This is a genomic window from Amycolatopsis orientalis DSM 43388, from assembly GCF_000411975.1.
GTDB lineage: Bacteria > Actinomycetota > Actinomycetes > Mycobacteriales > Pseudonocardiaceae > Amycolatopsis > Amycolatopsis orientalis_D.
This window is the reverse complement of record NZ_ASXG01000154.1, coordinates 165,830-187,463: the sequence shown is the minus strand read 5'-3', so window position 1 is coordinate 187,463 and position 21,634 is coordinate 165,830. Positions and strand designations below refer to the sequence as shown.

Sequence of the window (21,634 nt, the reverse complement as noted above, 5' to 3'; positions counted from 1 at the left end):
TGTGCTGACGGTCCGGGGGTGCTTGTCAAGGCGGGAAAGATGCCTTGACAAGCACCCCCGGACCGCAGGGAGGCTTCGTATCGGGGTGCAGGGCGGGGGCTGGCTGCCTCGCTGGCTGGGTGGGCTGGTTGCGGTTGGTGCTGGTGGGTCGTTCCCCCACGGACATAGGTGGGTGAGTTTCTGGTGTTGTTGATCTGGGTTGTGCGACCTTCGTAGGTGGTGTTTTCGGGTGCGTAGTGCTGGGAGGAGTGTGGGGTGAAACGGGCGATTTGCTGATTTCGGCACATTCCGCTGTGGACAGTGCGGAGGAAACGGACTTTGGTCGCACTTGTCCCTTGTGTCGCGGTGAGGGGGGCAGATAACGGTTCCGCACCGGGAAGCCGGACGCTTCCCTGGCGGGTGGGGGCAGTCCTAATCTCGTTCCGGCGGCTGGCGGGGTCGAAGGCCGCGCAACACGAGGGAGTTGCTGTGCGTAGAAGCGTCACCATGTTTCTTTCGCTTGCGGTGGTGGGCGGTTTAGCCGCTTCGCCTGCCGTGGCGTCGGCTCAGGGGCGGGCGGACATTCCGCAATCGCATCCGGCTTGGGCCAATCCGCAGTCCAAGGTGGCCGACACCGCTGGGTCGTCCACTATGGACTTCCGGGTTTACCTGAACCTCAAGGACCAGGGCGCTGCGGAGGCGGCCGCGCAGTCGGTGTCCGATCCGAACAGCCGCAATTTCCGGCATTATCTGTCGCCGGACCAGGTGCGGGACCAGTTCGCGGCTGCCGACCAGACGGTGTCCGCGGTCAAGGACTGGCTTTCGGCAAGCGGATTCAGCATCGGCGAGGTGCCGTCCAACCGGGCCTACGTCGAGGCGACCGGTACCGCCGATCAGGTGCAGCGCGCGTTCGCCGTGACCCTGGGCAAGTACCAGGTCAAGGGACAGACGTTGCGCGCGGCGGACAAGGACCTGTCCGTTCCGGCCTCGCTGGCGAACGACGTGCTCGGCGTGATCGGGGTCGACCAGGCCACGAACCTGTTCAAGCCGGACCACACCGACGGCGCGGACCCGAGCGCGACGAAGCAGTCTCGCGGGCAGGGCAGCCCGTCGACCGCTCCGCCCAGCAACGGGTTCCGCAACTCGGGTCCGTGCAGCGCTTACTACGGCGAGAAGACCGACACGACTGACCCGGCGTACAACGGCAAGCAGCTTCCGTACGCGCCCTGCGGCTACACGCCCGCGCAGCTGCGTTCGGCGTACGGCCTGGACCAGGTCGCGAAGGCCGGTGCGGACGGTCGCGGCACGACGATCGCCATCGTGGACGCGTTCGCGTCGCCGACGATCTACGCCGACGCCTCGGAGTACGCCAAGCGCAACGACCCGGCGCACCCGCTGACCAAACAGCAGTTCAAGCAGCACATCTTCCCGCCGAACCCGGCGCTCGAGCCGCCGGACCAGTGCGACGCTTCCGGCTGGTACGGCGAGGAAACCCTGGACGTCGAGGCCGCGCACGGGCTCGCGCCGGGCGCGGACATCCTGTACGTCGGCGGGCAGGACTGCGAAGACCTGTCGCTCGACACCGCGCTGAACTACGTCGTCGCGGGCCACAAGGCCGACATCATCTCCAACTCCTACGGCGACACCGGCGAGGACATCCCGGCCGCCGAGGTCAAGGTGTTCAACCAGATCTCGATGCAGGCGGTGCTCGAGGGCATCGGCGTGTACTTCTCCTCCGGCGACAACGGGGACGAGGTCGCGCGGCTGGGCACGCCGTCGCCGGACTTCTCGGCCTCGGCCCCGTGGGTGACCGCGGTCGGCGGCACGTCGCTGGCGGTCGGCCAGGACGGCAAGCGGATCTTCGAAACCGGCTGGGAGACCGGCAAGTCGACGCTGACCAACGGCGTCTACACCCCGGCGTTCCCGGGCGCGTTCAACGGCGGCGCGGGCGGCGGCACGAGCCGGTTGTTCGGCCAGCCCTTCTACCAGAAGGGAATCGTGCCGGACGCGCTGTCCACGAAGAACCAGACGGGCGGCGCGAAGGGCCGCGTGGTCCCGGACATCTCCGCGGTCGCCGACCCCAACACCGGCTTCCTGGTCGGCCAGACGCAGACCTTCCCGGACGGCGTCTACTACGACCAGTACCGGATCGGCGGCACGAGCCTCGCGTCGCCGGTGTTCGCGGGCGTGATGGCGGTGGCCGACAGCCTCGACCACTTCCACCACGGGTTCATCAACCCGGTGCTGTACCAGCTGACGTCGCGCACGTCGGCGATCCACGACGTGCAGCACGTCGACGGCGCGGTGCAGCGCGTGGACTTCGCCAACGGCGTCGACGCCTCGGCCGGGCTGAAGACCTCGGCCCGGGTGCTCGACTACCCGAACCTGACGATCCACACGACCAAGGGCTACGACGACGTGACGGGCCTCGGCTCGCCGAACGGAGTGGCGTTCCTGTTGCTGGTGTGACCGAGTGGTGAAGGAAGGGCCTGCCGGGAGTTCCCGGCAGGCCCTTCCTCGCGTTCACGGCACGCGGACCGGCGGATGCCGCAGCGCGCGGACGGCGCGGGAGCGCAGCGGGGACAACGCGGTGCCGACGAGGACGATCCCGCCCACGAGAACCACCTGTGGCGCGCCGAACGCGGCCCCGAGCGGTCCGGCCAGGAGTTCGCCGACCGGAATGCCCGCGTAGGAGCCGAAATCGTCGAACGCGGCCATCCGGGACAGCAGATGACCCGGGATGTTCTCCTGCATCGTCGTGTCCCAGGCGACGCTCATCACGCCCGCGCAGAACCCGGCCACGAACGTCGACCCGGCCAGCACGACGACGCCCGCGTGCAGGCCGAGCGCGAACAGCGGCAGCGCGGTCAGGGCCGCGCTCGTCAAGCCCACCGGCAGCAGCCGCCGCGGAGACACCCGGTACATCACCAGGCCGGACAGCAGCGCGCCCACCGCGCGCACGCTCAGCACCGCGCCCCATCCGGTCGCGCCGAAGGTGTCCTGCGCGATGCCCGGCCCGAGCACCAGCCAGCCGCCGGTGAAGACGATGTTGTAGACGGTGAACGCCGTGGCCACCCGCCACAGCCACGGGATCCCCCAGAACTCCCGCCAGCCGGTTCGCACACTGTGCACGACGCTGTGCTGCTCGGTGCTTTTCGCCGGCGGCAGCGTGACCGTCTGGTAGAGCAGGGCGGCGAGCACGAACGACACCCCGTCCGCGGCGATCGCCCAGCCGCCGCCGACCGTGCCGACCAGCACCCCGGCGGCCGCCGGACCGCCGACCTTGGTGAGGTTCTTGCTGGTGGCCAGCAGCGAATTCGCCTGACGCAGCGCGTCGGCCGGGACGATCTGGGGCACGATGCCGCGCAGCGCCGGCGTGGTGAACGCGGTGCAGACCCCGCCGAGGAACTCGGTGACCGACAGGGCGGCCAGCGAGTAGTGGCCGGTGAGCAGGATGGTCGCGGCGACCAGCTGTGCCGCGCCCGCGCCGAGGTTCGACAGCCGCAGCACGCGGTTGCGCGGGAACCGGTCGCCGACCGCGCCGCCGACGAGCAGGAACGCCAGCAGCGGCACGATCCCGGCGGCGAGCACGACGCCCAGGTCGGTCGGGCGGTGGCTGCTGCCCAGCACCGCGAACGACAGGGCGACCGGGGTCATCGCGCTGCCCAGCAGCGAGACCAGCCGTCCGGCGTAGAAAACGGCGAACGCGCGATGGCGCAGCGGCGTGCGCGGGCCTTCCCCCATTGCGGCGATCTTGCCGAGAACGGGTCGGGAACGCCACAGAGTATTGGCTCGGCCGGGTACCCCGGTTCAGACTCACGGGTCAGCCGGGAGAAAGGGCAGGGAATGAGCGGGATCGACGCCGAGGTCTTCGGGGGCCGGATGCCGGCCGGAGCAGGGGATTTCGCGATCGAAACGCACGGAATCACCCCGATCCCGGATGCGAACCGGTTCGGGCGGCCGTGGCGGCTCGCCGGCGTGTGGTTCGCGCCGAACCTCACCATGACCGCCGTGTTCACCGGCACCCTCGGCGCGACGCTCGGGCTCGGCTTCACCACCGGGTTCGTCATCGCGCTGATCGGCACCGTGGTCGGTTCGCTGCCGGTCGCGTGGCTGTCCACCTGGGGTCCGCGCACCGGGACCGGCCAGCTGCCGCTCGCCCGGCTCCCGTTCGGCCGCGGCGTCGTGCTGCCCGGCCTGGTGCAATGGCTCGGCTCGATCGCGTGGGACGCCCTGGTCGGCCTGTTCGGCGGCGAAGCGCTGGCCCAGCTCACCGGGCTGCCGTTCTGGGCCGCGGTGCTCGTGGTGCTGGTGCTGCAGTGCACGCTCGGCGTGTTCGGCTACGCGGTGATCCACCGGGTCCAGGCCGTGATGAGCGTGGTGCTGGTTGTCGCATTTGTCGCGCTCGCCGTGAAAGTGGTGCTTGATCACCCGATCACGTTCGCCGATTCCGCGACCGGCGGCGATTTCGCCGGCGCCGTCGTGCTGTTTTCCACCATTACGCTCAGTCTCGCTATTTCCTGGGCTCCTTACGCGGCGGATTTCAGCCGGTACTTGCCCGCTTCGACCCGTCCGAGCGGCGTCTTCTGGTTCACGCTGCTCGGCTTGACCGCGTCGTACGCGCTCGGCGAGGGCATTGGCCTCGCGCTCGGCACGGCGCTGGGCGACCAGACCGCCGCCGGCGTGTCGACGCTGCTTGGCGGCGGCGTGCTGGGCGCGGCGGCGTTGCTGGTGATCGCGCTGGCCGCGGTGTCGTCCAACGCGATGAACGACTACAGCGGCTCGCTCGCGCTGCAGACCGTCGGTGTGCGGGTGCGTCGTCCGGTGTCCGCGGTCGTCGTGACGGTGCTGGCGTTCGCGTTGATCCTCTGGATGCACAGCGGCGATCTGGCGGCGAAGTTCCAGAACGTGCTGCTGGTGGTGAGTTACTGGATTCCGCCGTTCCTCGGTGTCGTCGTGCCGGACTGGCTGCGTCGCACGCGCCGGGGCCACGAGGTCGATGTACTGGCTGAGCTGCGGCGTCCGGTGCGCGGCTGGGCCGCGATCGTGGCGTTCGTGGTGGGTTTCGCGGCGGCCGTGCCGTTCATGAACACGACTGTCTACACCGGACCGGTCGCCGCGGCGCTGCACGGGGCGGACCTGGCCTACTACGCCGGGTTCGTGGTTTCGCTGGTGGCGTACACGCTGCTGCGCGGCCGCCGGACGGTTGACCTCCAGTAAGGTAGAGGTCGCACGCTGGCAGGTGCCTACTTCTGGAGGGACCACATGCCAGCAGCTGTTGTCACCGGCGCTTCCGCCGGTCTGGGCCGGGCGCTCGCCGCGGCCCTTGTCCGTCGCGAATGGACAGTGCTGGGCACCGGACGCGACCCGGGGACGCTGCGCGCCGCCGCGGCGGAGGCCGGGTTCACCCCGGTGCCCGGCGACGTCACCGACCCCGCGCACCGCGCCCGGCTCGCCGAAGCCGCCGGACCGCGGCTCGACCTGCTCGTCAACAACGCCAGCACGCTCGGCGTCAGCCCGCTGCCGCCGCTGGCCGAGTACCCGCCGGACGAGCTGGAAACTGTCTTCCGCACCAACGTTTTCGCTCCGCTCGCGCTCGCCCGGTTGCTGTTGCCCGCGCTGACCGCGGCAAAGGGCGTGCTGATCAACATCAGCTCCGACGCCGCGGTGGAGGCGTACGAAGGCTGGGGCGGCTACGGTTCGGCGAAGGCCGCGCTGGACCACGTGAGCGCGGTGCTGGGCGTGGAAAACCCGGACCTCGCGGTGTACGCCGTCGACCCTGGGGATATGCGCACGGCCATGCACCAGGCCGCCTTCCCCGGCGAGGACATTTCGGACCGGCCGCTGCCGGAGACCGCGGTGCCGGCCTTCCTGCGGTTGCTGGCGGAACGTCCGCCGAGCGGCCGGTACCAGGCGGCGGACCTGCAGGTGCGGTCATGACCACGCCGCGCACCCGATTCGACCTGGCCGAGGAGCGCAGCGCGTCCGCCCCGCCCGAGGCGCGCGGTCTCGCTCGGGACGAGGTGCGGCTGCTCGCCGCCAGTCCGGAAGGGGTGCAGCACGCCACTTTCCGTGACCTGGCCACGTTTTTGCACCCCGGCGACCTGCTGATCGTCAACACTTCCGGCACGCTGCCCGCTGCCGTCGACGCGGTCCGGGACGAGCACGTCATCACTGTCCACTTCTCCACCGAACTCGACGACGGAACCTGGGTCGTCGAACTTCGCGCTCCCGGCGGGCCTCTTCTCGACGGCCGCGCGGGGGAGCGGCTCAGCCTGCCCGGCGGTGCTGCGGTCACGTTGTGCGAGCCGCACGTCGCCGGTGCACAACGGTTGTGGCGCGCGAAGATCGAAGTGGAGGGCGAGGTTTCGCGGTATCTCGCGAAGGTCGGGCGGCCGATTCGGTACGGCTATGTGCCGCGCGCGTGGCCGTTGCCGAATTATCAGACTGTGTTCGCACTGGAGCCGGGTTCGGCGGAGATGCCGAGCGCGGCCCGGCCGTTCACTGCGGAATTGGTCACACAACTCGTCTCGCGCGGGGTGCTGTTCGCGCCGATCTTGTTACACACCGGCGTCTCGTCTCCGGAAGCGGGCGAACCGCCGTACGGCGAACGATTCCGCGTTCCGGCGACGACTGCCGCGTTGGTCAATTGGGTGCGTGACCAGGGTGGACGCGTTATCGCAGTCGGGACAACGGCGGTGCGTGCGATCGAATCGGCCGCGAATCCCGGCGGACTCGTGACCGCCGCGGCGGGCTGGACGGAACTGGTGCTCGGTCCGGATCGGCCGGCTCGCGCGGTCGACGGATTGATCACCGGATTGCACGCTCCTGAGGCGTCTCACCTGCTGCTTCTCGAAGCGGTGGTGGGTCCGGAGCTGGTGCAACGGGCGTACGACGCGGCGGTGCGGCGCGAGTATCTGTGGCACGAGTTCGGGGACGTCTCGCTCCTGACAAGCAGGTGAGGCCCGGGGCTGTCAAGTAATCCCACACAATTTCCCGGGATGCGGATGCATATGCAGTCTCGCGGGTGAACGTGTCATTCTCGCCGCGTTCCGCTGACCGCGAAAGGGCCATTTGTGCGTACATTTCCGCGAACCCGATTGCTCGCTTCCGCACTCGCCGCGCTGACGGCACTCGGGGCGCTCGCCGGGTGTTCCCGCGCGGACCGCACCGAGGCCGCGACCAACCAGGGCGCCGCCGGGGAGGTGCGCGTCGGCTTCTTCCCGAACGTGACGCACACTCCCGCGCTGATCGGGGTCAAGAAGAACTTCTTCGCGCAGAACCTCGGCGGCACGAAGCTCACGACCCAGACGTTCAACGCCGGTCCGTCCGAAGTGAACGCGCTGCTCGGCGGTTCGCTCGACGTCGCGTTCATCGGCTCCGGGCCGGCGATCAACGCCTTCACCAAGTCCAAGGGCGAGATCCAGCTCGTGGCCGGCGCGGTCACCGGCGGCGCGCAGCTGGTGGTGAAGCCCGGGATCACCTCGGTCGACCAGCTCAAGGGCAAGACGATCGCGACGCCGCAGCTGGCCAACACCCAGGACGTCGCGCTCAAGAAGTTCCTCGCCGAGAAGCACCTGACCGGCCAGGTCAACGTGACCAACCTGGACAACCCGAAGACGCTCGACGCGTTCCGCAAGGGCGAGGTCGACGGCGGATGGCTGCCCGAGCCGTGGTCGTCGCGGCTGGTTACCGACGCCGGCGCGAAGGTGCTGGTGGACGAGAAATCGCTGTGGCCGGAAGGCCGGTTCCCGACCACCGTGGCGATCGTGCGCAGCGAATTCCTCAAGCAGCACCCGGACACGGTGCGCGCGCTGCTGAAGGGCGAATTGCAGGCGATCGACTGGGCGAAGAAGAACCCGGCCGAGGCGAAGACCGTGGTCAACGGCGCGCTCAAGGAGCTGTCCGGCAGCTCGCTCAGCCCGGCCGTGCTCGACCGCGCCTTCGCGAACATCGAACTCACCACCGACCCGGTGCCCGCGCAATTCCCGCAGCTGGCCAAGGACTCGGTGACCGCCGGCGTGGTCGACAAGGTGGTGGACCTGAAGGGGTTCGCCGACTTCGGCCCGCTCAACGAGGTCCTCAAGGCACAGCAGCTGCCCGCCGTCAACGCGCCCGAACTGGCGAAGTGACGTCCCGACCGGAAGGCGATCCGCGATGACCACCACCCTGGCGCGACCAGTGACCGCCGCCGTGCACCTCGACCGCGTGGGCAAGGTGTTCGGCTCCGCCGGCAGCGCGGTGACCGCGCTCGACGGGGTCGACCTCACCGTCGAACCGGGCGAGTTCGTCTGCCTGCTCGGCGCGTCCGGGTGCGGCAAGAGCACGCTGCTGAACCTCGTCGCCGGTCTCGACCAGCCATCGGCCGGTGAGATCACTCTCACCACCTCGCGGCCCGCGGTGATGTTCCAGGAGGCCGCGCTGATGCCGTGGCTGACCGCGTCCCGGAACGTGGAACTGCCGCTGCGGCTTGCCGGGTTCGGCCGCGCCGAGCGCCGGGCGAAGGCCGCGGAGCTGCTGGACCTGGTGCGGTTGGGCGACGCGGCGCGCAAGCGTCCGCACGAGCTGTCCGGCGGGATGCGCCAGCGGGTCGCGCTGGCCCGCGCGCTCGCCGCGACCCATCGTGTCGGCGGCGACGACGGCAATGCGTTGCTGCTCATGGACGAACCGTTCGCGGCGCTCGACGCGATCACCCGCGACGTGCTGCAGAGCGAGCTGCTGCGGGTGTGGCGCAGCACCGGTACGTCGGTGCTGTTCGTGACGCACGACGTGCGCGAGGCGGTCCGGCTCGGCCAGCGAGTCGTGCTGCTGTCGTCGCGTCCGGGGCGCGTGGTCCGCGAGTGGCACGACGTGCCGTCGTCGGAAGCCGAACTGCTGGCCGAGGAGATCACGGCCGATCTGCGAAAGGTGATCAGCACCCATGCCGCAGCCTGACCAGGCGGCCCCCGACCTCGACGAAGCCGTCGGCGCCGGCCTGGACCGGCTCGACACCCCCACCGGCGCGCGGCCGGCTTCGCTGCGCCGCCGGTTCGTGCGCGGCTTCCTGCCGCCGGTCGGCGCGCTCGTGCTGCTGGTCGCCATCTGGCAGATCCTGTGGGCCGCCGCGTTCTGGCCGGAAACCACGCTGCCCGCGCCGCTGGACGTCTGGGCCGAGTTCTGGAGCACGGTCACCGACGGATCGGTCTTCGGTTTCATCTGGACCTCCGTGCACCGCGCCGCGCTCGGCTTCGCGGCCGGGGTCTTGATCGGCACGCCGCTGGGGATCCTGGTGGCGAAGGTCCGCGTGGTGCGCGCCGCGATCGGGCCGCTGCTGAGCGGGTTGCAGAGCCTGCCGTCGGTGGCCTGGGTGCCGGCCGCGGTGATCTGGTTCGGCATCAACGACGCGGCGATCTACTTCGTGGTGCTGCTCGGTTCGGTGCCGTCGATCGCGAACGGCCTCGTGTCCGGCATCGACCAGATCCCGCCGATCCTGCCGCGCGTCGGCAAGGTGATGGGCGCCGGACGCTTCGCCGCGGCCCGGCACATTTTGCTGCCTGCCGCGCTGCCCGGGTTCCTGGCCGGGCTGAAGCAGGGCTGGGCGTTCTCGTGGCGCTCGCTGATGGCCGCGGAACTGATCGCGCGCTCGCCGAGCCTCGGCGTCGGGCTGGGGACGTACTTGAACGACGGCTCGTCCTACAACTCGATGCCCAAGGTGATCGCGGCGATTTTCCTGATTTTGTTCGTCGGGGTGGCGATCGAGCTGATCGTGTTCCGTCCACTGGAGCGGTCGGTGCTGCGCGCGCGGGGCCTGACGACGTCACTCTGAGTACCTGGCCGCGCGCCGTTCGAGGCGGCCAGACAGAATGCTGGACCATGACCTCCGGGCTGATCGCGCTGGTTTCCGTGCTCGTGTTCGTCGTGCGGTTCGCGCGCGAGCCGCGGCGGGTCGGCAACGCGGTGTGGTTCCTGATCGCGCTTTTTCTCACCGGGTTGTGGCTGCTGTCGTTGTTCAACCACGTCGAATGGGCCCAGATCGCGATCATCGCGCTGGTGGCGATCGTCGGCGGGCTCGGCGCGTTGGCCCTGCCGTGGGCGCTGATCGCGAACGGCGTCGTGATGCTACGGAAGGAAGGACGGCGGCTGGCGAACCTGCTGTCGCTGCTGGCCGGGCTCGGATTGCTCGCGGTGTTCGCCCTCGCGGTGAGTTCGCTGATCTTCGACGACCAGCCGCTGCTGCGGGTGGCCGCGATGGCGGTGCTCTTCGTGACCGGCTATCTGGCGTTCCTGTTCACGGCGTTGCTGCTGTACTCGATCCTCTACAGCCGCGTCACCCGCCGCGCCCGCGCGGGCGCAGTCGTTGTCCTCGGCTCCGGACTGCAGGGCGACCGGGTGCCGCCGCTGCTGGCCAGCCGCCTCGACCGCGCGGTGCAGGTGCAGCAGCGGTCGCCCGGGGCGCTGCTGGTGGTGTCCGGCGGGCAAGGCGCCGACGAACTGACGTCCGAGGCGGACGCGATGGCGCGGTACCTCGTCGACGCTGGGATTCCCGCGGAGCAGATCGTGCTGGAGGACCGGGCCACGACCACCAGCGAGAACCTGAGGTTCAGCGTCGCTGTGCTTGAGCAGCGCGGGTTTTCCGGTCCGATCCTCGCGGTGACGAACAACTACCACGTCTTCCGGACGGCGGTGCTGGCGCGGCAGTTGGGGTTGCGGCTCAACGTGATCGGGGCCAGGACGGCGTCGTACTTCGTGCCGAGCGCGTTCTTGCGGGAGTTCGTGGCGCTGCTGGTGGAGTACCGGAAGACGAACGCCGCGGTGTTGTCGTTCCTTGGCGTGGGGCCGTTTCTGCTGTTCATGCTCAGCTGATCAGGCGGCGCGCACGCGGATCGCGCGCCAGTGGCAGCCGTCTTGTGCAGCGCGCTCGACGGTGAACCGCACGTCTTCCCCGACCGTCAAGTACCGGAAGCCCTCGGCCTCGATCATCGAGAAATGCGCCCAGACCGGACCGTCGACGGCGGGCGATTCGAGAATTCCCCAGCCCTCGTCGACTTCCCAGCGCGCGACTTTCCCGCGATGCTCCATCGAGGGCCAGCCTAGCGAAGCCGGAGTCGTGAGCGCCCGTTCCGGGGAGAACCGGCACTCACGACCCTCACCGCGAAGGTGCTCAGGCGTTGGGCTGCCGACGCCCGCCGGAACCGTTGCGGCGGTTGCGCGACGGCTGGCCCGAGGCGCGATGGTCGCCACCAGCGGCACGACGGCTCTCCGTGCCGCGGCGACCGGTGGTGGAGCTGCGGCGCTGGTCCTCCCGGCGAGCCTGCCCCGGCTGCCGCTCCGAACCCGCGGAAGACCCGGCCCGGGCAGCCCGCGGCTCCGTGCCCTGCCGCGGCCCGCCCCGGCCACCGGAACGGCGGGACTGCGAGCCCGTCCGGGCCCCGAGCCCGCCGCGGTTCTCCGAAGGCGCGCCCCGGCGCCGGCCGGTGCCCGGTGCGGCGCCGGAAGCCGTCACCTTCTTGGGCCGGTTGTCCACCACCGGACGCCGCGGCGAAGCGGTGAACGAGCGGTCCCCCGGCGCCAGCTCGGCCAGCAGCGGGTGCGACGGGGAGATCCGCGTGGTGGTCGGCGAGATCCCGGCCTTCCGGGTCAGTGCGCGGACGTCCGAGACCTGCTCGTCGGTCATCAGGGTCACCACGGTGCCCGACGCGCCCGCGCGAGCGGTGCGGCCGGAGCGGTGCAGGTAGGCCTTGTGCTCGACCGGCGGGTCGGCGTGGATGACCAGCGTGACGTCGTCCACGTGGATGCCCCGGGCGGCGATGTCCGTGGCCACCAGGGTTTTCGCGGTGCCCGACGAGAACGCTTCCAGGTTCCGCGTGCGCGCGTTCTGGCCGAGGTTGCCGTGCAGTTCGACCGCCGGGACGCCGCTCGCGACGAGCTTGCGGGTGAGGGCCTTCGCGCGGTGCTTCGTGCGGGTGAAGACCAGGGTGCGGCCCGACGCCGCGGTCAGGTCGACCAGGACCGGCAGGCGGTGCGTTTCTTCGAGGTGCAGCACGTGGTGCGTCATCGTGGACACGGGGGACTGCGCCGAGTCCACGCTGTGCAGCATCGGATCGTTCATGAAGCGCTTGGCGAGCACGTCGATGCCGCCGTCGAGCGTCGCGGAGAACAGCAGGCGCTGGCCGCGCTCGGGGGTCGCCGCCATGATCCGCCGGACCTCGGGCAGGAAGCCCAGGTCGGCCATGTGGTCGGCCTCGTCGAGCACGGTGATCTCGATCTTGTCCAGCTTCGCCTCGCCGGAGCGCATGTGGTCGGCGAGCCGGCCGGGGCAGGCGACGACGATGTCGACGCCGTCGCGCAGGCGGGTGATCTGCGGGTTCGCGCTCACGCCGCCGAAAATCGTGGTGGCCTTGAGGCCCAGCGGGCGCGCCAGCGGCACGATCGCGGCCTCGATCTGGGTGGCCAGTTCGCGCGTCGGGGCGAGGATCAGCGCCCGCGGACGGCCGGGGCGGCGCCGCGTCGGGCCGGCGGCCAGGCGGGCCAGCACGGGCAGCACGAAGCCGTAGGTCTTGCCGGAGCCGGTGCGGCCGCGGCCGAGCACGTCGCGGCCGGCGAGCGTGTGCGGGAGCGTGGCGGCCTGGATCGGGAACGGCTCGGTGACGCCCTGCGCGGCGAGTGCGTCGACCAGGGGCTTGGGCAGGCCGAGTTCAGTGAAAGTCGTCATGGTGGGTGCGGACGCGAAAGCGTCCCGTATCTCCGTACGTAGCGCGGTTGTCCTGCCCGGCGCGGCCTCGGGTGGCTGCGGCGCGTGGTCGTCGACAACAGTGAAACGCGGTCCGAGGCAGAACTGAGCGGACCGCACGCTCCACTATACCGTTCCAAGATCCAGCGGGCTACGTGATATCGCCCGCAGGCCGCCACGCGCGAACCGACGAAGCGGACGCGCGAGGTTCCTTCGTTTCCACCAGCGCCGCCGCGCGAGCGGGTGCGAGGCTGGCCGCATGAGCGCAGACGAACTCCGCGGACTGCTGGGCGAATGGGCGCGGGAAGCGAACGTGCCCGGCGTGTCGGTCGGGATTTTCCACGAGGGCAAGGAAACCCTGCTGACCGCGGGAGTGTCCCGGGTGGACACTGGAACGCCGGTGGACGACGGCACCTTGTTCATGATCGGCTCCACCAGCAAGACGTTCGCCGCCGCCGCGGTGCTCGTGCTGGTGGAGGACGGCGTGCTCGACCTGGACCGGCCGGTGGCCGAGTACCTCCCGGAGCTGAGGCTCGCCGACCCGGTCGCGACCAAGACGGTGACGCTGCGCCATCTCCTCACGCATTCGTCCGGCTTCCTCGGCGACATCGAGGTGGACACCGGGTGGGGCGACGACGCGCTCAACCGCGCGGTGGAGCGGTTCGCCGAGCTGCCGCAGGTGTTCCCGGTCGGCGAGGTGTTCTCCTACTGCAACGCCGGATTCCTGCTGGCCGGTCGCGTCGCCGAGGCGGTGTCCGGCGGCACCTACGAGGACCTGGTCCGCACCCGGTTGCTGGAGCCGCTCGGCATGACCGACTCGTTCTTCCAGCCCTGGGAGGTGCTGACCCGGCGACACGCGGTCGGGCACGCACTGCGCGAGGACGGTCCGGCGGTCGCGCACACCATCGGGCTCGCGCGGGCGGACGCGCCGGCCGGCGGGCTCTGGTCGACTGCCCGGGACCAGCTGAAGTGGGCTCGGTTCCAGCTAAACGGAGCGGAGGTGCTCAGCGACGAGACGCGCTGGCTGATGCACGCCGCGCAGCGCAAGGGCGCGCTGCCGATGGAGGAGGTCGGGCTGTCCTGGCTGCGGCTGCGCCACGGCGACGCGCAGCTGGTGCGGCACGGCGGGAACGTGAGCAATCTGCAGCTGTCGGAGTTCGTCATGGCGCCGAGCGAGGACTTCGCGGTCACCGTGCTCACCAACAGCGCGGGCGGCGGCGCGCTCGGCCCTCGGGTCGTCGACTGGTGCCTGGAGAACGTGGCCGGCCTGCCGGAACCGGGCAGTCGTCCGGCCCGGGCGATCGACCCGGGCGACTGCCCTGGACGGTATCGGACGGGTTCGCTGATCTTCGACATCGCCGAACGCGAGGGCTCGCTCTGGGCGCAGATGATCCTCGACACCGACGATCCGGACATCCTCTCCGCGCCGCCGTTCGAGGTCGTCTTCGTGGCCGAGGACGTGCTCGCCCGCGCCGCGGACACGCGCAGGCCGAGCGCGCGTTTCCGGCGCGACGGCCGCGGGCGGGTGGACGCGGTGGAGTTCGGCGGCCGCACCGCGCTAAAGTTACCGGGCAGTAATATCGGCTGACCTGGAGATGCGATGAGCGAAACGGCGACAGCGCTGCTGAACCCGCGCGACTACGACGCCCGGAAGTTCGACCCGGAGACCCGGCGGCTGCTGCGGGCGACGATCGACTGGTTCGAAGCGCGCGGCAAACGCCGTCTCGCACAGGCGTATCACGACCGGGAGTTCTACGCCGACTTCCTGGAGTTCGCGGGCAAGGAAGGGCTGTTCGCCACCTTTCTCACCCCGGCCGCGGATTCCGCCGGGAATCCGGACAAGCGCTGGGACACCAGCCGGATCGCCGCGCTGGCGGAAATCCTCGGCTTCTACGGGCTCAATTATTGGTACCCATTTCAAGTGACCGTTCTCGGCCTCGGACCGGTGTGGCAGAGCGGAAACGCGGCCGCTCGCCAGCGGGCCGCGGAAGCGCTGGCCGACGGCGGCGTGGGCGCGTTCGGACTGTCCGAAAAGGAACACGGCGCGGACATTTACTCGACCGACCTCGTGCTCACGCCGAACGGCGAGGGCGGCTACCGCGCGAACGGGTCGAAGTACTACATCGGCAACGGAAACTGCGCGCGCACGGTTTCGGTGTTCGGCCGGATCGAGGGCGTCGAAGGACCCGAGCAGTACGTGTTCTTCTACGCCGATTCCGAGCACCCGAACTACCGCGTCGTGAAGAACATCGTGCCGTCGCAGATGTACGTCGCGGAATTCCGGCTCGAGGACTACCCGGTGCGTGCCGAGGACATCCTGCACACCGGAGCCGAAGCCTTCAGCGCCGCGCTGAACACGGTCAACATCGGCAAGTTCAACCTGTGCTTCGGCGGCATCGGGATGGCGACGCATTCGCTGTACGAGGCGATCACGCACGCGCAGAACCGGATCCTGTACGGCAACCCGGTCACCGATTTCCCGCACGTGCGCCGCGAATTCGTCGAGGCCTACGCGCGGCTGACCGGGATGAAGCTGTTCTCCGACCGCGCGATCGACTACTTCCGCTCGGCGAACCAGCAGGACCGCCGCTACCTGCTGTACAACCCGATCACGAAGATGAAGGTGACGACCGAGGCGCAGAAGGTGATCGGGCTGGTCGCGGATGTCGTGGCGGCCAAGGGGTTCGAGGCCGACACCTACCTCGCGATGGCCAAGAACGACATCGACGGCCTGCCCAAGCTGGAGGGCACGGTCGCGGTGAACCTCGCGCTGATCGCGAAGTTCATGCCCGCGTACCTGTTCGCGCCGCAGGAATACCCGGCGGTGCCGACCCGCGACGACGCCTCCGACGACGACTTCCTGTTCCGGCAGGGCCCGGCGCGGGGGCTGTCGAAGATCCGGTTCCACGATTGGAAACCGGCCTACGAGAACGCGAAGCACCTGCCGAACGTCGCCCGGTTCACCGAGCAGGCCGACGTGCTGGTGCGCCTGCTTTCCGAGGCGACGCCGGACGAGGCGCAGCAGAAGGACCTGGACTTCGGGCTCGCGCTGACCGAACTGTTCACGCTCGTCGTGTACGGCCAGCTGATCCTGGAGCAGGCTGAGCTGACCGGGGTGTCCGACGATGTGCTGGACCAGCTGTTCGCGGTGCTGGTGCAGGACTTCAGCGTCGCGGCGGTCGAACTGCACGGGAAGCCGAGCTCCACCGAGAAGCAGCAGGAGCTGGCACTGGCCGGGCTGCGGAAGCCGGTCGTGGACCACGAACGGTTCAGCCGCGTGTGGGAAACGGTGCGCGGGCTTTCCGGCTCGTACGAGATGAATCAGTGATGCGCACCGCCCGCTAGAGCCCTTTCTGGCCCTCCGCTTTCGCAGCGGTCCGTGAAGGGCTCCTTGCGGGAATCTGATTCCCGCAAGGAGCCCTTCACGGACGTTCGCTGGGCTACTTGCCGAATCCGGCGCGCCGCAGCGCGTCCGCCATCGCGCCGCCGCCTCCGGAATCCCGCCGGTCGCGGCCGCCACCGCGCTGCGGCTGGCTCCGGCGCTGCCCGCCGCCGCCCTGGCTGCGGTCCCGGCCGCCGCCGCCGCGGTTGCCGCCCGCGCCGGGCTCGTCGTCCAGGCGCAGCGTCAGCGAGATCCGCTTGCGCGGCACGTCGACGTCCAGCACCTTCACCTTGACGATGTCGCCCGGCTTCACGACGTCGCGCGGATCCTTCACGAAGTTCTTCGACAGCGCCGAAACGTGCGCGAGGCCGTCCTGGTGCACGCCGACGTCGATGAACGCGCCGAACGCGGCCACGTTCGTCACCACGCCCTCCAGGCGCATGCCCGGCTTGAGGTCGGCGATCTTCTCGACCCCCTCGGCGAAGGTCGCGGTCTTGAACGCCGGACGCGGGTCGCGGCCCGGTTTCTCGAGTTCGGCCAGGATGTCGGTGACCGTCGGGAGCCCGAAGGTGTCGTCGACGAACTCGGCGGGCTTCAGCGACTGAAGGGTCCGGGCGTTGCCGATCAGCTCGCGGATGCCGGTGCCGGTGCGGTCGAGGATCCGCCGCACCACCGGGTAGGCCTCCGGGTGCACCGAGGACGCGTCGAGCGGGTCGTCGCCGTCCGGGATGCGGAGGAAGCCCGCGCACTGCTCGAACGCCTTCGGGCCGAGCCGCGGCACCTCCTTGAGCGCGGTGCGGGTGCGGAACGGGCCGTGGGAGTCGCGGTGCGCCACGATGTTCTCCGCGAGCGACGTGGTGATGCCCGAAACCCGCGTCAGCAGCGGGGCGGAGGCGGTGTTCACGTCCACGCCGACCGCGTTCACGCAGTCCTCGACCACCGCGTCCAGCGAACGCGACAGCGACACCTCGGACAGGTCGTGCTGGTACTGGCCGACGCCGATCGACTTCGGGTCGATCTTCACCAGTTCGGCCAGCGGGTCCTGCAGCCGCCGCGCGATCGAGACCGCGCCGCGCAGCGAGACGTCCATGCCCGGCAGTTCCTGCGAAGCGAACGCCGACGCCGAGTACACCGACGCGCCCGCCTCGGACACGACCGCCTTGGTGAGCTTCAGCTCCGGGTGCTTCTTGATCAGCTCGATCGCCAGCTTGTCGGTCTCGCGCGAGGCGGTGCCGTTGCCGATCGAGATCAGGTCGACGTTGTGCTTCTTCGCCAGCACCGCCAGTTCGGCGATCGACTGGTCCCATTTGTTCGCCGGCTGGTGCGGGTAGATCACGTGGGTGTCGACGACCTTGCCGGTCGCGTCGACCACGGCCACCTTCACGCCGGTGCGGAAGCCCGGGTCGAGGCCCATCGTCGCGCGGGTGCCCGCCGGGGCGGCCAGCAGCAGGTCGCGCAGGTTGGCCGCGAACACCCGCACCGCGTCGTCCTCGGCCGACTGGCGCAGCCGCATCCGCAGGTCGATGCCCAGGTGCAGGAGGATCTTCGTGCGCCAGGCCCAGCGCACGGTGTCGCCGAGCCATTTGTCGGCCGGGCGGTCCTGCTGGCTGATCCCGAACCGGGCGGCGATGCGCTGCTCGTACTCGGTCGGCCCGACGCGCGGCGGGGCGTCCTCGGCGACCGGCTCGGACGGCTCCATCGTGAGGTCGAGGATCTCTTCCTTCTCGCCGCGCAGCATCGCGAGGATCCGGTGCGAGGGAAGCTTGGTGTAGGGCTCGGAGAAGTCGAAGTAGTCGGAGAACTTGGCCCCGTCGGCCTCCTTGCCCGGGCGGACCTTCGAGGACAGGTGGCCCTCGGCCCACATCTTCTCGCGCAGTTCGCCGATCAGGTCGGCGTCCTCGGCGAAGCGCTCGACCAGGATGGCGCGCGCGCCGTCGAGGGCGGCCTGCGCGTCGGCGACGCCCTTGTCCGCGTCGACGAACACCGCGGCGGCCGCCTGCGGGTCGGTCGACGGGTCGTTCAGCAGGCCGTCGGCCAGCGGCTCCAGACCCGCCTCGCGGGCGATCTGCGCCTTGGTCCGCCGCTTGGGCTTGTAGGGCAGGTAGATGTCCTCCAGCCGCGACTTGGTGTCCGCGGCGAGGATCTGCGCCTCGAGCGCCTCGTCCAGCTTGCCCTGGCTCCGGATGGACTCCAGGACCGCGGCGCGGCGCTCGTCCAGTTCGCGGAGGTAGCGCAGCCGCTCTTCGAGCGTGCGCAGCTGGGCGTCGTCCAGCTCTCCGGTGACTTCCTTGCGGTACCGGGCGATGAACGGCACCGTGGACCCCTCGTCGAGGAGGGTCACGGCGGCCTTGACCTGCCCCTCGCGCACCCCCAGCTCTTCGGCGATCCGCTGCTCGACCGACTGCACGCTCAAAACCAGGCTCCTGCTCCGTCTCGGGTTGCTCCGAGCCTGCATTGTGCCGCTGCCCGCCCGGCCCGCCGCGCATGGCCCGCCGAAGCCCCTCCGGAAGTTCCTTGACATCCGTATTGGTCTAGTCCATTTTGAGGTGACCTGGCTCACTGTCGTGCGGAGGTCTGCCCGTGTCCCCACACCCGTCCCCCCGGCGGCGGCTGCCTGCCCTGGTGTCCCTGCTGGCCTCGGTCGCGCTCGCGCTCGGTGTCACGCTGGCCCTCGGCACCGGCAGCGCGTCGGCCGCGAACATCCTCGCCAACGCCGGCTTCGAAAGCGGCTCGCTCTCCGGCTGGACCTGCACCGGCACCGCGTCGGTCGTCACGACCCAGGCGCACGACGGCAGCCACTCGCTGAGCGCGGCGCCCTCGAGTTCCGACACCGGGCAGTGCTCCCAGCAGGTCACGGTGGCGCCCAACACCGCGTACAAGCTGTCCGCGTGGGTCCAGGGCAGCTACGTCTACCTCGGCGTTTCCGGCTCCGCCACGCAGAACACCTGGACGCCCAGCGCGACCGGCTGGCAGCAGCTCAGCCTGAGCTTCACCACCGGCTCGTCCACCAGCCTCACGGTGTACCTGCACGGCTGGTACGGCCAGCCCGCCTACCTCGCCGACGACGTGAACCTCGACGGCCCGGGCGCCCCGCCCACGACGGCCACGAACCCGACCAGCCCGACCACGCCGACGACTCCGACCACCCCGCCGACGACGACCACGACCAGCACGCCGCCGCACAACGGCGACCTGCCGAAGCACATCCTCACCGGCTACTGGCAGAACTTCGACAACGGCGCGAAGACGCTGAAACTCGCCGACGTGCCCACGACCTACAACGTCATCGCGGTCGCCTTCGCCGACGCGACCAGCACGCCTGGCGCGGTGAGCTTCACGCTCGACCCGGACCTGTCGGCGAAGCTCGGCGGCTACACCGATGCGCAGTTCCGCGCGGACATCAAGACCGTGCAGGCGCGCGGCCAGAAGGTGATCATCTCGGTCGGCGGCGAGAAGGGCACGATCAGCGTCGGCGACAGCCAGTCGGCGAGCAACTTCGCCAGCTCGGTGAAGCAGCTGATCTCCGCCTACGGCTTCGACGGCGTCGACATCGACCTGGAGAACGGCATCAACGCCACCTACATGGGCCAGGCGCTGCGCAGCATCCACGACGGCGGCGGCTCGGTGCTCACCATGGCCCCGCAAACCATCGACATGCAGTCCACCCAGGGCGGCTACTTCCAGCTGGCGCTGAACGTCAAGGACATCCTCACCGTCGTCAACATGCAGTACTACAACTCGGGCGCGATGAACGGCTGCAACGGGAACGTCTACTCCCAGGGCACCGTCGACTTCCTCACCGCGCTCTCGTGCATCCAGCTCCAGGGCGGGCTGCGAGCCGACCAGGTGGCGTTCGGGCTGCCCGCCTCGGGCTCGGCGGCGGGCGGCGGGTACCAGTCGCCGGCGAACGTCGTGTCGGCGATGAACTGCATGGCCACCGGCACCGGCTGCGGGTCGTTCAAGCCGTCGGCCACGTATCCGGAGTTCCGCGGCGCGATGACCTGGTCCATCAACTGGGACGCGGCGAACGGCTACTCCTTCGCCAACACCGTCAGCGCGGGGCTGAAGAACCTGCCCTGAGCGAACGCACCAGGTAGTCGGCCGGGTCGAGTGCCCTGGTCCGGCGGTCGTATTCGGTGACCAGCCCGGGCCAGTTGGTGCTCACCCGGCCGTTTTCCTGGCGGTACCAGCTGCTGCACCCGCTCCAGACGCTGTGCGAAAGCCGCGCTTGCACCTCGCGGTCGTAGCGTTCCTCGACCTCGGCCCGCACCTCCAGCGACGCCACGTCCGGCCGGGCGAGGTGCTCGACGGCCTGGCGGAGGTAGCGGGCTTGCCGCTCGATCATGTAGATGATCGAGCCGGCGCCGAGGTTGGTGTTGGGACCGTAGACGCAGAACAGGTTCGGGAATCCCGGCACCGTCATGCCGAGGTACGCCCGCGCTCCGCCGCTCCACGCTTCGGCCAGCGACCGGCCGTCACGGCCGAGCACCTTCATCGGACCGAGGAATTCCGTCGCCTTGAACCCGGTGCCGTAGATCAGCACGTCCGCCTCGTGCTCCGCGCCGTCCGCGGTGCGCACGCCGCGCGGGGTGATCTCCGTGATCGAGGAGGTTTCGACCGAGACGTTCGGCTGGGCGAGCGCGGGCAGGTAGTCGTTGGTGAACAGAATCCGTTTGCAGCCCAACGGATAGTCCGGCGTGACCTTGCGGCGCAGCGTGCGGTCCGGGAGATGCCGGCGGCGCAGTTGAGCGGCGCGCAGTTCGAACATCTTGGTCAGCAGCGGGTGTTTCGTCATGCCGTAGGTCGCGTACTCGGCGAGCAGGAAGATCCGCGCGCGGCCGAACAGCTGGGTCTTCGGGACGCGGCGGAAAAGCCGCTTCTGCCAATCTGCGTAGCGGCCGTCGTTCTTGGCCAGGATGTAGGGCGGAGTGCGCTGGAAGACGGTGACGTGTGCGGCTTCCTCGCGGATCTCCGGCACGAACTGGATCGCGCTCGCGCCGGTGCCGATCACCGCGATCCGCTTGCCCGCCAACGGGATTTCGTGGTTCCACTCCGCGGAGTGAAAGGCCGGACCGGCGAAGGTCTCCCGGCCGGGAATCGACGGCCAGGCCGGCCGGGAAAGCTGCCCGACGGCGGGCACGAAGACGGCTGCCTCGAAGGTTTCGCCCTGCGCGGTCTCGATCCGCCAGCGGCCGTCGTCGTAGGTCGCGGCCGTGACCTCGCGGCCGTAGCGGATGTGCGGTTCGATGCCGTACTTCGCGATCACGCGCTTGAGGTAGGCGTGGATGTCCGGCTGCATCGCGTACCGCTTCGGCCAGTCCGGATTGGGCTCGTAGGAAAACGAGTACAGCGGCGACGGGATGTCGCAGGCCGCGCCAGGGTAGGTGTTCTCGCGCCACACGCCGCCCGGCTCGGTCGCCCGCTCCAGGATCGTGACGTTCCGGAAACCGGCGCGCTTCAGCTCGATCGCGGCCCCGATTCCGCCGAATCCGGTACCCACGATCAGCACTGACGGGGTGTCGTCCATAGGCCGAAGCTACGCACGCGGCGGCCGGCGCGGAAGG

General features: G+C 69.9%; 16 protein-coding genes. 11 read left to right on the top strand and 5 right to left on the bottom strand.

What is annotated here, in order from left to right:
* Positions 1–486 precede the first annotated feature (486 nt).
* Entirely contained in the window at positions 487–2,448 is a 1,962-nt protein-coding gene (locus L942_RS31235; RefSeq protein ID WP_235079519.1) for a S53 family peptidase, read from the top strand.
* A 54-nt stretch (positions 2,449–2,502) separates the two neighbouring features.
* Here L942_RS31235 and L942_RS31230 read toward each other — a convergent pair whose 3' ends face one another.
* On the bottom strand, positions 2,503–3,723 hold the full coding sequence (locus L942_RS31230; RefSeq protein WP_037367306.1) for an MFS transporter: 1,221 nt from the start codon (positions 3,721–3,723) through the stop codon (positions 2,503–2,505).
* 102 nt (positions 3,724–3,825) lie between these two features.
* Here L942_RS31230 and L942_RS31225 point away from each other — a divergent pair, with 102 nt between their 5' ends.
* From L942_RS31225 to L942_RS31195, 7 genes are all read left to right on the top strand, one after another.
* Positions 3,826–5,199 carry a purine-cytosine permease family protein gene (locus L942_RS31225; RefSeq protein ID WP_037367305.1) on the top strand — a complete coding sequence of 458 codons (1,374 nt, stop codon included), beginning with the start codon at positions 3,826–3,828 and terminating at the stop codon, positions 5,197–5,199.
* Between the two features lie 45 nt (positions 5,200–5,244).
* Positions 5,245–5,919: an SDR family NAD(P)-dependent oxidoreductase gene (locus tag L942_RS31220; protein ID WP_037367304.1), complete on the top strand. Its 675-nt coding sequence runs from the start codon at positions 5,245–5,247 to the stop codon at positions 5,917–5,919.
* A complete protein-coding gene (locus L942_RS31215; protein WP_037367302.1) occupies positions 5,916–6,941 on the top strand; it encodes an S-adenosylmethionine:tRNA ribosyltransferase-isomerase in 1,026 nt (341 codons plus the stop codon). The genes L942_RS31220 and L942_RS31215 overlap by 4 nt, the downstream gene beginning before the upstream one ends.
* Before the next feature lie 114 nt (positions 6,942–7,055).
* The gene (locus tag L942_RS31210) at positions 7,056–8,111 is read left to right on the top strand and encodes an ABC transporter substrate-binding protein (protein ID WP_037367301.1); all 1,056 of its coding nucleotides are present in this window, start codon (positions 7,056–7,058) and stop codon (positions 8,109–8,111) included.
* Between the two features lie 25 nt (positions 8,112–8,136).
* Positions 8,137–8,913 (top strand): ABC transporter ATP-binding protein, encoded by a 777-nt coding sequence (locus L942_RS31205; RefSeq protein WP_037367300.1) that lies wholly within the window; start codon positions 8,137–8,139, stop codon positions 8,911–8,913.
* Positions 8,900–9,784, top strand: coding sequence for an ABC transporter permease (locus tag L942_RS31200; RefSeq protein ID WP_037367298.1), 885 nt, complete (start codon positions 8,900–8,902; stop codon positions 9,782–9,784). Before L942_RS31205 ends, L942_RS31200 begins: the two co-directional genes overlap by 14 nt.
* Positions 9,785–9,831: 47 nt before the next feature.
* Positions 9,832–10,821 (top strand): YdcF family protein, encoded by a 990-nt coding sequence (locus tag L942_RS31195; RefSeq protein ID WP_037367297.1) that lies wholly within the window; start codon positions 9,832–9,834, stop codon positions 10,819–10,821.
* On the opposite strand, the gene L942_RS31190 is transcribed toward L942_RS31195, so the two are convergent.
* Both L942_RS31190 and L942_RS31185 read right to left on the bottom strand, forming a co-directional pair.
* Positions 10,822–11,037, bottom strand: coding sequence for a cold-shock protein (locus L942_RS31190; protein ID WP_037367296.1), 216 nt, complete (start codon positions 11,035–11,037; stop codon positions 10,822–10,824).
* An 82-nt stretch (positions 11,038–11,119) separates the two neighbouring features.
* Positions 11,120–12,670: a DEAD/DEAH box helicase gene (locus L942_RS31185; RefSeq protein ID WP_037367295.1), complete on the bottom strand. Its 1,551-nt coding sequence runs from the start codon at positions 12,668–12,670 to the stop codon at positions 11,120–11,122.
* A 277-nt stretch (positions 12,671–12,947) separates the two neighbouring features.
* Here L942_RS31185 and L942_RS31180 point away from each other — a divergent pair, with 277 nt between their 5' ends.
* Positions 12,948–14,276: a serine hydrolase domain-containing protein gene (locus tag L942_RS31180; RefSeq protein WP_037367294.1), complete on the top strand. Its 1,329-nt coding sequence runs from the start codon at positions 12,948–12,950 to the stop codon at positions 14,274–14,276.
* 12 nt (positions 14,277–14,288) lie between these two features.
* Positions 14,289–16,016: an acyl-CoA dehydrogenase gene (locus L942_RS31175; protein WP_037367293.1), complete on the top strand. Its 1,728-nt coding sequence runs from the start codon at positions 14,289–14,291 to the stop codon at positions 16,014–16,016.
* 112 nt (positions 16,017–16,128) lie between these two features.
* Here the strand turns inward: L942_RS31175 and L942_RS31170 are convergent, their stop codons facing one another.
* Positions 16,129–18,525: a Tex family protein gene (locus L942_RS31170; protein WP_200862980.1), complete on the bottom strand. Its 2,397-nt coding sequence runs from the start codon at positions 18,523–18,525 to the stop codon at positions 16,129–16,131.
* 125 nt (positions 18,526–18,650) lie between these two features.
* Here L942_RS31170 and L942_RS31165 point away from each other — a divergent pair, with 125 nt between their 5' ends.
* On the top strand, positions 18,651–20,150 hold the full coding sequence (locus tag L942_RS31165) for a chitinase (protein ID WP_037367291.1): 1,500 nt from the start codon (positions 18,651–18,653) through the stop codon (positions 20,148–20,150).
* Here the strand turns inward: L942_RS31165 and L942_RS31160 are convergent.
* The gene (locus tag L942_RS31160; RefSeq protein WP_037367290.1) at positions 20,122–21,597 is read right to left on the bottom strand and encodes a flavin-containing monooxygenase; all 1,476 of its coding nucleotides are present in this window, start codon (positions 21,595–21,597) and stop codon (positions 20,122–20,124) included. The genes L942_RS31165 and L942_RS31160 overlap by 29 nt on opposite strands.
* Positions 21,598–21,634: the final 37 nt, after the last annotated feature.

Bases quoted from the DNA above. Each gene is read 5' to 3' on its own strand.
- L942_RS31235 (WP_235079519.1), top strand. From the start codon at position 487: ATGTTTCTTTCGCTTGCGGTGGTGGGCGGTTTAGCCGCTTCGCCTGCC.
- L942_RS31230 (WP_037367306.1), bottom strand. From the start codon at position 3,723: ATGGGGGAAGGCCCGCGCACGCCGCTGCGCCATCGCGCGTTCGCCGTT.
- L942_RS31225 (WP_037367305.1), top strand. From the start codon at position 3,826: ATGAGCGGGATCGACGCCGAGGTCTTCGGGGGCCGGATGCCGGCCGGA.
- L942_RS31220 (WP_037367304.1), top strand. From the start codon at position 5,245: ATGCCAGCAGCTGTTGTCACCGGCGCTTCCGCCGGTCTGGGCCGGGCG.
- L942_RS31215 (WP_037367302.1), top strand. From the start codon at position 5,916: ATGACCACGCCGCGCACCCGATTCGACCTGGCCGAGGAGCGCAGCGCG.
- L942_RS31205 (WP_037367300.1), top strand. From the start codon at position 8,137: ATGACCACCACCCTGGCGCGACCAGTGACCGCCGCCGTGCACCTCGAC.
- L942_RS31200 (WP_037367298.1), top strand. From the start codon at position 8,900: ATGCCGCAGCCTGACCAGGCGGCCCCCGACCTCGACGAAGCCGTCGGC.
- L942_RS31195 (WP_037367297.1), top strand. From the start codon at position 9,832: ATGACCTCCGGGCTGATCGCGCTGGTTTCCGTGCTCGTGTTCGTCGTG.
- L942_RS31190 (WP_037367296.1), bottom strand. From the start codon at position 11,037: ATGGAGCATCGCGGGAAAGTCGCGCGCTGGGAAGTCGACGAGGGCTGG.
- L942_RS31185 (WP_037367295.1), bottom strand. From the start codon at position 12,670: ATGACGACTTTCACTGAACTCGGCCTGCCCAAGCCCCTGGTCGACGCA.
- L942_RS31180 (WP_037367294.1), top strand. From the start codon at position 12,948: ATGAGCGCAGACGAACTCCGCGGACTGCTGGGCGAATGGGCGCGGGAA.
- L942_RS31175 (WP_037367293.1), top strand. From the start codon at position 14,289: ATGAGCGAAACGGCGACAGCGCTGCTGAACCCGCGCGACTACGACGCC.
- L942_RS31170 (WP_200862980.1), bottom strand. From the start codon at position 18,525: ATGCAGGCTCGGAGCAACCCGAGACGGAGCAGGAGCCTGGTTTTGAGC.
- L942_RS31160 (WP_037367290.1), bottom strand. From the start codon at position 21,597: ATGGACGACACCCCGTCAGTGCTGATCGTGGGTACCGGATTCGGCGGA.